General features: G+C 47.2%; 10 protein-coding genes. 7 read left to right on the top strand and 3 right to left on the bottom strand.

The annotated features are described in order from the left end of the window. Positions 1-12: 12 nt before the first annotated feature. Both B5Z18_RS08085 and B5Z18_RS08080 read right to left on the bottom strand, forming a co-directional pair. The gene (locus B5Z18_RS08085; protein ID WP_079468864.1) at positions 13-1,221 is read right to left on the bottom strand and encodes a FecR family protein; all 1,209 of its coding nucleotides are present in this window, start codon (positions 1,219-1,221) and stop codon (positions 13-15) included. Positions 1,222-1,278: 57 nt separating this feature from the next. Further along, a complete protein-coding gene (locus B5Z18_RS08080) occupies positions 1,279-1,881 on the bottom strand; it encodes an RNA polymerase sigma factor (protein ID WP_079468863.1) in 603 nt (200 codons plus the stop codon). Between the two features lie 270 nt (positions 1,882-2,151). Here B5Z18_RS08080 and B5Z18_RS08075 point away from each other — a divergent pair, with 270 nt between their 5' ends. The 3 genes from B5Z18_RS08075 to B5Z18_RS08065 all read left to right on the top strand — a co-directional run bounded on the left by B5Z18_RS08075 (position 2,152) and on the right by B5Z18_RS08065 (position 3,663). Next, entirely contained in the window at positions 2,152-2,364 is a 213-nt protein-coding gene (locus tag B5Z18_RS08075; RefSeq protein ID WP_079468862.1) for a dodecin family protein, read from the top strand. A gap of 117 nt (positions 2,365-2,481) precedes the next feature. After that, positions 2,482-3,108: a DUF4142 domain-containing protein gene (locus B5Z18_RS08070; RefSeq protein ID WP_079468861.1), complete on the top strand. Its 627-nt coding sequence runs from the start codon at positions 2,482-2,484 to the stop codon at positions 3,106-3,108. A 210-nt stretch (positions 3,109-3,318) separates the two neighbouring features. After that, positions 3,319-3,663, top strand: coding sequence for a winged helix-turn-helix transcriptional regulator (locus B5Z18_RS08065; protein ID WP_079468860.1), 345 nt, complete (start codon positions 3,319-3,321; stop codon positions 3,661-3,663). A 36-nt stretch (positions 3,664-3,699) separates the two neighbouring features. On the opposite strand, the gene B5Z18_RS08060 is transcribed toward B5Z18_RS08065, so the two are convergent. After that, positions 3,700-5,172, bottom strand: coding sequence for a M28 family peptidase (locus B5Z18_RS08060; RefSeq protein WP_079470006.1), 1,473 nt, complete (start codon positions 5,170-5,172; stop codon positions 3,700-3,702). Between the two features lie 245 nt (positions 5,173-5,417). Here B5Z18_RS08060 and B5Z18_RS08055 point away from each other — a divergent pair, with 245 nt between their 5' ends. The 4 genes from B5Z18_RS08055 (at position 5,418) to B5Z18_RS08040 (ending at position 13,584) form a co-directional block, all read left to right on the top strand. Beyond that, entirely contained in the window at positions 5,418-8,507 is a 3,090-nt protein-coding gene (locus tag B5Z18_RS08055) for a SusC/RagA family TonB-linked outer membrane protein (protein ID WP_079468859.1), read from the top strand. A 39-nt stretch (positions 8,508-8,546) separates the two neighbouring features. Continuing rightward, positions 8,547-10,205, top strand: a complete 1,659-nt coding sequence (locus B5Z18_RS08050; RefSeq protein WP_079468858.1) for a RagB/SusD family nutrient uptake outer membrane protein — start codon at positions 8,547-8,549, stop codon at positions 10,203-10,205. A gap of 91 nt (positions 10,206-10,296) precedes the next feature. Continuing rightward, complete coding sequence (locus tag B5Z18_RS08045; RefSeq protein ID WP_079470005.1) at positions 10,297-12,504, top strand: alpha-galactosidase; 2,208 nt, start codon at positions 10,297-10,299, stop codon at positions 12,502-12,504. Positions 12,505-12,510: 6 nt separating this feature from the next. Next, a complete protein-coding gene (locus B5Z18_RS08040; RefSeq protein ID WP_079468857.1) occupies positions 12,511-13,584 on the top strand; it encodes a UDP-glucose--hexose-1-phosphate uridylyltransferase in 1,074 nt (357 codons plus the stop codon). Positions 13,585-13,630: the final 46 nt, after the last annotated feature.

Below are 13,630 nucleotides of genomic sequence, written 5' to 3'. Positions count from 1 at the left end.
TGTATCTGATACTTATTTATTCAGCACAATCAATTTGCGTCCTTCTACTCTAAAGTCTACTTCTGTTCTCCTTAATATTTCCAGCAGGTCTGTTAATGATATCTGCCTGCTCATTTCTCCCATGAATTGTATATCCGGTATACCATTTTCATAAACTACATCTATATTGTACCAGCGTTCCAGCTGTCGCATTACTTCTTCGAGATTGGCGCCTTCAAAGTTGAACAGGCCGTTTTTCCAGGCCATTATTTTTTCAATGTCCGGATTGCTTACTATAGCTATTTTTGCTCCCGGTTTATTGGTGCCGGAAATATTGTTGATCTGTGCCTGCTGACCAGGTTTGAGGATTATGCTGGCAGGTTCACTGACTACTCTTACGCTTCCATCGAGCAATGTTGTATTGATCGTTTTTTCATTTTCGTAGGCGTTTACGTTGAACAACGTGCCCAGTACTTCTATGGAAGCTTTATTATTTACATTTACCAGGAAAGGTTTATTGACATCTTTTGCTACTTCAAAACAGGCTTCCCCGTATACTTCCACTTTTCGTTCCTTGCCCGCAAATACAGTAGGGTAGCGGATGGAGCTGGCTGCATTTAACCACACTTTGGTGCCGTCAGGTAAGGTCATCTGGAATTGCCGTCCTTTGGGCGTGGTCATTTTGTTATACTGGATATCGGAAACGGTTTCCCCGGAAGGATCATACATCAGTTTTCCGTTAGATAATACTACGGAGGTACCGCTTTGGTGCGCAACAATTCCGCTGGTCATGCTATCCAGTACAACCTGTCGTCCGTCGGCCAGGGTGAGTATAGCGCCCTGACTGCCGGGAGTGATATCCGCTACCTTTGATGCGATGACCGGCGACTGATCTTTTTTATTCATTACCAGCAGGTAGGTGCTTCCTGCAAGCAGCAGTGCTGCAGCAGCTGCCCAGCCCCATCTGCGGATGAAATGAACCCGGTGAACCGGGGGCGCAGCAGGTTGGTCAAATCCAGGGATCTGTTCACTGATCTTCCTGGAAATCCTGTCTGTATCATAGGCATAAAACCGCTGAAGATTCGCCACCAGCTGTTGCTGATCGGTTAGTTCTGCAAAAAGACGGCGGTTATCATCGGAGGTGTTGATCCACTCCGTTAATGCAATTTGCTCGTCAGCATTCAGACTATTGTCCAGGTATTTGCCAATCAGGCCGGCTATGTAATGATTGTTCTCCCTCATGTCGATACTACTAAAACAACTAACTCCTCCTTTTATACCGCCCTTCTCAAAAAAAAATCAGCGTTGCAGCAATAATAGTGCGGAAACAAGGACTGGCAGGGATATCAGCTCGTTTTTTAAAAGAGCGGTGCGTAATAATCCTACACCTTTTGCTTTTTGGTTCAGAACGGTCTGGTAGGCCATATTGAGTTCATCGGCTATTTCCTGCGGCCGTTTCCCGTCGATAACGGAGAGGCGCACTACCTGCCGGCATTGTGGTGGCAGCTTTTCAATTTCGAGGAAAATAGCCTGTATTACCTCCGTTTTTATATAGGCTTTTTCAACATCTATGGAAAAGCGGTCGGCTACCCTTTCTATCGACTGGTGAATATCACCATGTCGTTTTTGTGCCTTCAGATAATTAAGGGCGGCGTTTCTTGCGGCAGTGAACAGGAAAGCTTTCAGTTGGCCCAGTGTGGGGAAGTTTTCTTTTTTTTGAAATGCCTGGATGAAGCACTCCGAAACAATATCTTCTGCGGCCATGGTATCGGAAGTCAGCTGTTCCGTAAAAAAACAGAGTGGCCGCTGGTATAGCGCATAAATTTGATGCAGTGCTTTGTGTTCGCCCTGCTGAAAAGAAGATATCAGCTCAATTTCCCCGTATGCTTGCTTACTTGACAATGCTTATTTTATGTTCATGTTTGGAAGCACAAACTAGAGCAAAAATTCTCAAGGAAAAAGCGGTGTCTTTAAATAATTGAAAATTAATTGATTATGAATTAAGATTAAGGCCGGAAGTTCTTCCTGGTACCGGGAAAATGTTTTGGATGGCCGGTTCCGGAAGGTGCCTGTTTCTTCAGAAGTTACCGGCTGCCGGTGGAACCTTATTGACAATGTTATTGTTATCACCTCTTACAAGGTTCTTTTCTAATCATTTAAAAAGATCATCTTATGTCTATCGTAAAAGTAATTGAAGTCATCTCTTCATCAGAAAAAAGCATTGAAGACGCTATCAATAATGCTGTAAGCGAGGTTTCAAAAACCATACATAACATAGATTCTGTTTATGTAAAAGACATCAAGGCACATGTAAAAGACGGCAAGGTATCTACCTATGGCATCATTTGTAAAGTATCTTTCCGTATAGATGAAGAACGGAAATAAAAGGGGAATATAGCCATAAAACCCAGGCTGAGTTTATATCATAAGACCCCCGGATATCTTATGTAAGGGGATGCTCATGGCATATGTTTTGGGGCCATTTCCCTAAAAGGAGGGATTATGAAAAACTCACTTTTCTTCTGTTATACGCTGTCGTCATTGTTCCTCTTATGGGGTTGTAACAACAGGTCTTCCGACAGCGAAAAGAAAGCCAAAGAAGCCAACCGCGCAAAAATCGACAGCCAGATGATGGGCAGCCCGTCTGCGGAGTTATTAGCCGTTATTCCTTCCAAAGCAGATGCTGATTTCCTGGTAGAAGCCGCCAGTGGAGGAATGACAGAGGTACAGCTGGGACAGCTGGCCCAAACAAATTCTATGAACAAACAGGTAAAGGCTTTTGGGGCCTTAATGATAAAAGATCACGGAGCAGGTAACGAAAAACTGAAAGCATTGGCTGCATCCAAAAATATAATACTCCCTGATTCGGTGTCCAATCATCAGCAAAAAATGAAGGAAAGACTGGAAAAAAAGAAGGGAGAAGCATTTGACAGGGCCTATATCAGCATGATGATAGATGATCATAAGAGAGATATCCGCGCATTTAAAAGTGCGGCTAAGAATGCGGCAGATGTGGAGATAAAGGCTTTCGCCCTGGACAATCTGCCTATCTTATCAGCGCACCTTGACTCTGCCCTGAACCTGCAAAGAAAGATGGGTATACCGGTTGGGCCATTACCTTACCAGTAAGCAGGCTCAGGCAGCCTGAGTGCATGGATAGTGCATCAATAGTGCATGAGGAGTGCATGAGGAGTGCATGGGAACAGTATAGATAGTGCATGGATAGTCCATCAGGTACCCATGTCCGAAGTACCGGACACGCATCCGTGAGGCAACAGGGATACCTACTTTTTAGTATATAAAGGCAAAAAAACGGGAATACGGAAGTAAATTTCCGGTATGAAAGATTTCCGGCATCAGAACAGGTTGTATTATAGTCCTGTTGAATTTGCAATGAATTATATCGGGGGTACCTGGAAAATGCCTATCCTGGTGGCGCTTCGTGAAGGACCGGTCCGGTATGGCGATCTGAAAAAGTCCATATCGCATATCACCGATAAAATGCTGATTACGCAACTGCGCGACCTGGAAGAGAAAAACATGGTGACCCGGAAGGCATATGCTGAAAAGCCCCCGCGCGTGGATTATGCGCTCACCGAAAGGGCAAAGCAGGCATTGTCTGTTATCGATGCACTGCATGCCTACGGCGCATTCCTGATGAAGGAAGAAGAGATTACACTATAAGGAAGCAGCGACTGCGGCCGCTGCTTCCTTATACATTTACCTTTCCAGCTGGAAGCCGGGTTCCATTGCCGGCCGTTCTGCCAGGTTGGATACAGTAAAGCCGGTGGCATACATCCACCGGGCTATTTTTGTCAGCTTTTCTATATTGATGGTAGCCGCTTCATCGCCCGGGGTGTGATAAAGTGCGTGAGGTAATGAGCTGAAGTACAGTACCGGGATATTCTTTTTCGCATAGGGATAGTGATCGCTGCGGAAGTACCATACTTCCGGATGGGTGGCTTTATCCCATGCCGTATCCAGTTTGAATCCCGGCCCTTTACGGTTTTCTTCCAGTCCTATTTTTGCCAGCGCGGAAGAGCTGAGATGAGGCGGGATGAGGCCAAGCAGGGCGGCGCTGTCGGGCGCATTATTACCGATCATATCCGCATTTAATACAGCTACCAGTGATTCCCGCGGCACCGTTGGATGATCCGCAAACCAGGTGGAGCCAAACAGTCCTCTTTCTTCCGAACCATGCCAGATGAACAGGGTGGAGCGCTTGCCCGGTTGCCGGCGGAAGGCCCGGCCAATGGCCAGCAGGGCAACGCTTACGCTGGCATTATCATCGGCGCCATTGTAAATAGAATCGGCTACTCCGGGTACATTCCTTACCCCGTCATGATCCTGGTGGCCGCTGAATACGACATATTCTCCTGCCAGCTTAGGATCGCTGCCTTTTACTTTCGCTACCACATTTACCGAAGGGTAGGTGAAAGATTCAGAGAAGATGTGCGCTTTCAGTTGTTGCCCTGGCTGCTGTACCAGCGGCAGGGCATCCTGCTGCAGCCAGATGATGGGAACGCCGGTTAACAGCTGCCGGTGAAAAAGACTGCCTTCTATCTGGTAGGAACCTCGGTTGTTATATTGTGTGGCTTTGCCCCATCCTTTCTGTGCCAGTTCATCCCCAACAAAAATAATGGCCACTGCGCCTTTGGAGGCGAGGTACTTTGCCCAGTAGTTCACCACTATGCCAGCGTATCGCGTAGGTACCTGCACACGCGGATCATTGATGCCTTTGGCGGAAAACTGCAATGCCACTACTTTTCCTTTTATGGTGGCGGCAGATACGGTGTCGGCGTCATTTATAAATACAATAGGCGCATCCACCGATGCAAAGCCGGGTTCATATACAATGGCGTCCTGCCATAAATGAAACGACCGGTTGCCTATACTGATGGTGCTGTTGTTACTTACCCGTTCCCGTATCAGGGAAAAGAACTGGAAGTAGGTGCCATCATCACCGGCGGGCTCAAGACCGGCTTTACGCGCCTGCTCTGCCAGCCATACAGATGCCTTTAATTCGTCCAGTGTGCCGGCTTCCCTTCCCCTGAAATGATCGTCGGCCAGGTAGTACAGGTCCTTTTTAATATCGTCCGCTTTTATGGCGTCTATGGGTTTTTTGCTTTGCGCCATTAATGCGCTGCCGGTTAACAACAAGGCAGCCAGTGCGGCGGAGAAACGGTTTGTCATAAGCATATCTTTCTGCAATAAAAATAAGGTAATGAGGGCTAATATATTCATCCCGTTGGTGCACGGGAATTTTTTTTGGAAGTTTCAATACCGGAAATTATATTTGTAGAATAGTATAGTATAGTACAGATGCAAATAGTACAGGTCAACTAAAAAAGCACGTTATGAATGATTGGATCACAGCGCCGTTCCACGATTGATGTTTCCACCATTCGTATTCCATTTACGTTTTAAATTGAAAAAAAATGATTGCCAAACACTTGCTGAAATGCGTCATCGCATTTTTTGCTGCGTTTTGTTTGTGCATACCAGCGTATGCCCAGCAAAAACCATTCAAAGGTAAAGTCATCAGTTCCACCGACAAATCACCACTACCATTTATCTCCATAGTTGTAAAAGGCACCACCGCCGGTGCAAAAACAGATGAAGAAGGCAGGTTTGTGCTTACCATGCCGGCAGGCAGCAACACAGTAGTTGTTTCGGGAATTGGTTTCCGGCAGCAGGAGTTAACGCTCACGCAGGATTTCACCACTATCGCCCTGGAACCCTCTGTGGAAAAACTGAACGACGTAGTGGTAGTAGGATATGGCACCACAAAAAAAGCCACGTTAACAGGTTCCGTTGCGGCGGTGAAAAGCGCGGAAATAGTAAGAAGCCCGCAGCCCAATATCTCCAACTCACTCGTTGGCCGTATGCCGGGCCTCATTGCGCCCAACACCAGCGGGGAACCAGGTTACGACGATGCCCGGTTGCTGATCCGCGGGGTGGCTACCACCGGTAACTCTGCCCCGTTAATTGTAATTGATGGCGTACCCAATGCACTCGGTGGATTTTCCCGCTTAAACGCCAGCGATATTGAAAGCATCAGTATCCTGAAAGATGCTTCTGCCGCCATTTATGGCTCGCAGGCAGCGAACGGCGTTATATTGGTCACCACCAAAAAAGGAGAAGCCGGCAAAACAAATTTCAGCTTCAACCTCAACCAGGGTTTTATAAAACCTACCCGGTTGCCGGAATTTGTAGATGCGGCTACCTACGCCACTATCGTAAATGAAATAGGCTATTATAACAATCCTTCACAAGGCCAGCACCAGCGCTATTCCGATGCGGAAATAGAATTGTTCAGAAACGGAAAAGACCCCGTGTCTTACCCGAACACCGATTGGGAAAAGGAAGTGATGAAACCACTGGCGCCTCAAACTTCCGCCAATCTTTCCTTCTCCGGCGGCAGCAATAAACTGTCGTATTATATCTCCGGCGGTTATCTGAACCAGGATGGATTGTATCGCAACAGTCCACTCAATTATAAACAATATAACATCCGCGCAAACTTCGATATTAACTTCTCCTCCCGGTTTAAAGCAACGGTACAGATGTCTGGCCGGCAGGAAGAAAAGACCGCGCTGGCTGGCTTTGGCGCCTCCAACGTATTTGAATTCCTTTACCGCACCTACCCAACACTCCCGGCTTATTATCCGAATGGCATGATGGGGGCCGGTGTGGAAATGGGGAAAAACCCGCTGGCAATGGCACAGTTATCTGGCGCCGATAAAAGACCCATCACCACCGGTAGTATCATCGGTAAAGCGAGTTACGAATTAGCTAAAGGATTATCAGTAGATGGAATGGTATCTATCGACAAGCGTTTTGAATTTGATAAACAGCTGGCTAAAAACTGGATCGTGTACCAGTACGATAAAGGCACACAAACCTATGACGCGGTGAAAGGTGGTCCCAATAACCCTTCCATGTCGGAAAGCCAGATCAACTATACACTCCTGAACTCTTTTCTCCGTTTGAGCTATGATAAACATTTTGGTAAACACCAGCTCAGCGCATTTGCAGCAATACAGCAATCGAAAACAACGTATGAAACTTTTGGCGCCGGCCGTCAGAACTATATCACTACCTTGTTGCCGGAACTGAGCCAGGGCGGCGCTTTGCCAACAGATGCAAGTAACTACGGCAGCAGTTACATCATTACCCGCAGAAGTTACTTCGGCCGTATCAGTTATAACTATTCAGAAAAATACCTGTTGGATGTACAGCTCCGCGAAGATGGCTCCTCCATTTTTGCACCGGGAAGACAATACGGATTTTTCCCCAGCGCAATGGCAGCATGGCGTATTTCAGAAGAATCGTGGTTTAATAAAAATACGATCAACAGCTTAAAGCTCCGCGCTTCCTACGGACTGCTGGGAAATGAAAATATTAAACCGGACGATGCGCCCGGCTATCAATATCTTCAAAACCTGAACCTGCAAACCAATGTACTGAGTACATTAACAAACGCAGGACAGCCTTACGGCGCCAATATTCCCACCATTGTATACGCCAAACTGGCGAATCCAAATATCACCTGGGAAACAGCAAAGAAGGCCAACATCGGTATAGACGCTTCTTTATTCAATCACTTTAATGTTACCCTGGATGTGTTCAGTGAAACGAGAGACAATATCCTGGCGCCGAGAAATTTAAGTATCCCCGGCGTAAGCGGTATCAGCAGCAGCCAGATCCCCGACGAAAATATCGGTAAGGTTACCAACAAAGGCATTGAAGCCTCCGTGATGTATGAAACCCGCTTCAACGACGTGAAATTCAATATCGGTGGTAACTTCAGCTTTATCAAAAACAAAGTCATCTTCCTGGATGAAGCGCCTGGCACCCTTTCTTACCAGAAAGTGGAAGGACACCCGATCAATGCCGGCCTGTACTACCGCAGCATCGGCATCTTCAAAGACCAGGCACAGATCGATGCTACACCACATGCTCCCGGCACCAGGCCCGGTGACCTGATCCTGGAAGACTACGACGGTGATAAAGCAATCACCGCTGCCGATCGCGTAAGAGTAGACCAGAACAATATTCCGCAAATCGTATATGGCATCACGTTAGGCGCCTCCTGGAAAAGTTTTGATGTAAATATTTTATTACAGGGACAGGGAGAATCCGCACAATACCTCCTCTGGGAATCCGGTGAATTTGGCTCCTTCCTCAAGGAATGGGCAGATAACCGCTGGACACCGGAAAATACCAATGCTTCCTGGCCACGCCCCGTATCCAGACCGAATTCCAGCAACCTCGGCGCATACCCAAGTACTTTCTGGAACTGGAATACTTCTTTCCTCCGCCTTAAAAACGTAGAGATTGGCTATAACCTCCCCACTGCTTTATTGTCGAAAGCATCCATTAAATCCGCCCGCTTTTATGTGAATGGATTTAACCTGCTCACCTTTACAAGAGTGAAACAAATAGATCCGGAAGGCACCGATGGCAGCGGATATTTTTACCCGCAACAGAAAGTGTTTAACGTAGGCGTGAATGTGAATTTTTAAGAGGGGAAACAAATCATTTACTATTTCAATTGCAAAGAAATGAAGACTAAAAATATATCACTGATCCTGGTAGCAGCCGGCCTGGCCGCACTGGGAGCATGTAAGAAAGATTTTCTTGACACCGCACCAACCAGCATCATCACCGATGCTGCCGTGTGGGGCGATTCCTCGCTGGCGGAAGCCTATGTTACAGGAAGATATATCGGTGTGGGCGGTAGTAACGATGGTGGAAAACCCGGCTTTGGCCGCGCTTTTGAAGATGCCTGGATGAGCTCTGTAACAGACGAATCCGTGGTAGTATGGGACAACAATACCTGGTTTGTGCAACAGGGCGCCCTCACGCCGGACAGAACCGGCTGGATGAGCGATACCTGGATCAGGAGCTATCGCAGCATCCGCGAGGTGAATTACGCGTTAGCCAACATCGACAAAGTTCCAATGAGCGATTATGGAAAAGAACGGCTGAAAGGAGAACTCCACTTTATCCGCGCTTACCGCTACCAGGACCTGATCCGCAACTTCGGTGATGTGCCTTTGGCCGGCGACCGCGTATACAACCTGGATGATACCAACTTCGATTCGCTTTTTATCCGTAAACCGGTGCAGGAATGTATTCAGTATGCAGTGAATGAACTGAATACTGCCGCTACTATGATGAAGGATAAAAGTTATCCCACTGGCCGCGGCTCCTACGCCGCCGCACTGGCATTGAAAGCGCGCCTGTTGTTATACGCTGCCAGCCCTTTGTACACCAATGGCACCAACGATAAAACAAAATGGGCTGCTGCCGCTGCTGCCGCTTCCGATGTAATAGCGCTGAACAAGTTTACGCTGTATAACAACTACAAAACTTTATTCACCATCAGTGGTACCAGTGAAGATATTTTTGAACGGGTATATTCTCCTACCAACGAACACACCAACCTGGAACTGGTAAACGGTCCCAATGGTTATGGCGGATGGGGCGGAAATACGCCAATGCAGAATCTTGTAGACGATTATGAAATGGCCGATGGCTCCCGTTTCGACTGGAACAATCCTGCAGAAAAAGCAAATCCTTACCAGAACAGGGATCCACGTTTTTATGCGAGCATTCTCTATAACGGCGCTCCTTACAGAACCCGCAACGTGGAAACATTCCGTCCCGGCGGTAAAGACAGTAAAGATGGCAATGGTAACTGGAATACCAGTCCTACCGGCTACTACGTAAGAAAATATATCAACGAAGCCAACCCGGTTGAAAACCCGAACCAGACAGCTTACCAGCCCTGGAAATATTTAAGGTATGCGGAAGTGCTGCTGAACTACGCGGAAGCGCAGAACGAAGCTGTAGGCCCGGATAACACGGTGTATAAAGCGGTGAATGATATCCGCGCAAGAGCAGGCATGCCTGAACTACCCAAAGGATTGTCGGCCGACAGTATGCGGAGCCGCATCCGCAACGAACGCCGCATTGAACTGGCCTTTGAAGAACACCGCTATTTCGATGTACGCCGGTGGAAGATTGCAGAGGTAACAGAAAACGTTCCCGGTTACGGCATATTGCCATCCAAACAACCCAATGGCGCCATCGTATACACAAGAATTATTGCACTGGACAACCGCAAATTTGATAAAGCAAAAAATTACTGGGTGCCCATTCCGCAGTCGGAAATTAATTCATCCGGAAGAAAACTCCGTCAGAATGCGGGGTACTGATATACTCCTTAAAATGATACGGATAGCGGGCATACCGTTATCCGTATTGCTCATAAATACCTGTAGCTATAAGTTTAAAAAGATTTTTTTCATGATACGATTCATCCACTTGAAACAGGGCATCTGGTTATTGGCGATGTGCTGCTGCGGACAAGCCTTCGCACAGGATGCCAGGCCATTTACAATCCCTGTGGAATCAAAAAATAATGCCGTGGTATTACAGGTAGATGCAAAGGGACAATTGTCCACCATCTACTTTGGTACCAAACTATCCAATGCCGCAGAGTACCAGCAGGTACCAATGGCGTACAAACAAACCGAAGATTATTCAACCGTATCCAATGCTGCCTATACCGCTGCCGGTACAAAAAACCTGGTGGAACCCGCCATCGCGGTAACGCATGCCGATGGCAATAATGCACTGGACCTGCGTTATGTAAGTCATAAAGTAACTCCCCGCGGAGCAGATGTAGAGGAGATTAGTATCCTGCTGAAAGACCCCGTGTATCCCTTTGAAGTAACGTTGTATTACAAAGTGTATAAAGCTGAAGATGTAATAGAACAATGGTCCGTAATCAGGCACCAGGAAAAAGGAAATGTAACCCTGCAGAAATTTGCTTCCGCCAATCTTTATCTCAAAGCGCCGCGTTACTACCTCCGGCAGTATCATGGCGACTGGGCAAAGGAAATGCAGCCGGAGGAAACACCGCTTACACACGGCATTAAAACACTGGATTCAAAACTGGGTACCCGCGCCAATTTATTCCAGCCACCGGTATTCATGGTGTCGCTGGATAAACCGGCTACAGAAGACGAGGGCAGTGTGTTATACGGGTCCCTGGAGTGGAGCGGAAATTTCAGGATCGATCTTGAACTCGACAACCTGGATAACTTACGTATCATAGCTGGAATCAATAACTATGCATCTCCCTATGTATTAAAAACAAATACCGCTTTTGAAACACCGCCTTTCCTGTATACCTTCTCCACAAAAGGAAAAGGAGATGCCAGCCGTAAGCTACAAAGCTGGGCGAGGAACTATAAATTACTGGACGGAAAAGGAGAGCGGCTCACACTATTAAATAACTGGGAAGCCACTAATTTCAACTTCGATGAATCCGCACTGAAAAGCTTATTAAAAGATACCAAAGACCTCGGCGTGGATCTCTTCCTGCTGGACGACGGCTGGTTTGGTAATAAATTTCCGCGCAACAGCGATCACGCCGGGTTGGGCGACTGGCAGGAGAACCGCAAAAAACTGCCTAACGGTATTGCTGCGCTGGATAGCATGGCGCAACTTAATGGGGTGAAATTTGGGATCTGGATAGAACCCGAAATGGTGAATCCAAAGAGTGAGCTGAACACAAAACATCCGGATTGGGTGTTAAGACAACCCGGCCGCGAAGAACATTATTTCCGTAACCAGCTGGTGCTGGATTTGAGTAATCCGCAGGTACAGGATTTTGTGTTCCGGGTGGTGGATTCGCTGTTTATAAAAGCGCCCAAATTATCTTATATCAAATGGGATTGCAACGCTGTTATTTACAACGCATGGTCCGCTTACCAAAAGCAGCAGCAGTCGCAGTTCTATGTGGAATATGTGCGGGGCTTGTATAAAGTACTGGCCAGGGTACGCGCTAAATATCCCAATGTGCCCATGATGCTTTGCTCCGGTGGCGGCGGCCGTGTGGACTATGCCGCGTTACAATATTTTACGGAGTACTGGCCCAGCGATAACACCGATCCTTTGGAGCGCATCTATATCCAGTGGGAAAATTCTTACTTCTATCCGGCCATTGCCAGCGCCAACCACGTAACCGACTGGGGTAAGCAACCCATCAAATTCAGGGTGGATGTAGCTATGATGGGCAAGCTGGGTTTTGATATTGTAGTAAAGGATTTAAAAGAGAAAGATCTCGCTTTCTGCAAGGAGGCGATTAATAATTATAATGCTTTGAAAGATGTGATCTGGCACGGCGACCAATACCGGCTGGCAAATCCGCACGAGGGCAGCGTAGCCGCCGTAATGTATCTCGATGAAAAGAAAGCCACCGGCGTATTGTTTAACTACCTGGTAAATTACCGTTATGGCGAAGGCAGCAAATTTCCCATCCGGTTAAAGGGCCTGGACCCTGCAAAGAAATACCGCCTGAAAGAAATTAATCTTTATCCCGGAGAAGATACAGTTATCCCGGATAACACTATATTTACCGGCGAATTTTTAATGAACATCGGATTTAATCCACAGCTGCATGTTAAAAGAACCAGCGTGGTTATCCGGATTAACGAAGTATCCTGATTATCTATGAACAAATTCCAGTTAGAAGAGCACCCCCACCAGCGGTTAAATATCTTAACGGGCGAGTGGGTATTAGTATCGCCGCACCGTACCAAAAGGCCGTGGCAGGGCAAAGTAGAGAAAGTAAATAAAGATCCGCTGCCGGAGTACGATGCCTCCTGTTATTTATGCCCGGGCAACAGCAGGATGGGAGGGGATCAGAACCCTGCTTATACAGAGCCTTTTGCATTTACCAATGATTTCGGCGCACTGATGGCAGATACACCAGCAGGCGTTGAAGTGACCGACTGCTTATTACATGCACGGGCCGTGAAGGGTACCTGCCGCGTGATCTGTTTTTCTCCGCGGCATGATCTTACGCTGCCGCTGCTGGAGGTAGCAGACATCCGGAAAGTGATTACGTTGTGGCAGGAAGAATTCCGCCAGCTTGCTGCCGATACGGATATAAAGTATATCCAGATCTTTGAAAACAAAGGCGACATTATGGGGTGCAGCAATCCTCATCCACATGGGCAGATCTGGGCAACCAGCGATTTACCGGCGGAGTTGATCAAGGAAACATCTCACCAGAAAAAATATTATGAAGCTACCGGTAAAAGCCTGCTGCAAAGCTATGTAGCTTTGGAGCTGGAAAAGCAGGAAAGGATTGTTTGTGAGAATGATCACTTCGTGGCATTGGTGCCCTTCTGGGCGGTTTGGCCATTTGAAACCATGATCATCAGCAAGCGGCATGTACCGGACCTGCTGCATTTTAATGAAGCAGAGCAACACGCGCTGGCGGATATTTTAAAAAGACTAACCATAAAATATGATAATCTTTTTGAAACATCATTCCCTTACTCCGCCGGTATGCACCAGGCGCCTGTGAATTCGGGCGATCATCCGGAATGGCACTGGCATATGCATTTCTATCCGCCGCTGTTGCGTTCTGCATCCGTGAAAAAGTTTATGGTAGGGTATGAGCTGCTGGCCAGTCCGCAGCGGGACATTACACCCGAATGGGCTGCCAGGAAGTTACAATCGCTGCCTGAAACGCATTATTCACTGCAAAAAGTTGTAAGTGTAGAAAAAACGCAATAGCTTAGTAGGATAGTGTAGTACAGTTAATTCCAGATCAATTTTTCCT

It is taken from the genome of Chitinophaga ginsengisegetis (assembly GCF_900168065.1).
GTDB classification, from domain to species: Bacteria; Bacteroidota; Bacteroidia; order Chitinophagales; family Chitinophagaceae; genus Chitinophaga; species Chitinophaga ginsengisegetis.
This window is presented reverse-complemented; position numbering and strand designations above follow the sequence as displayed.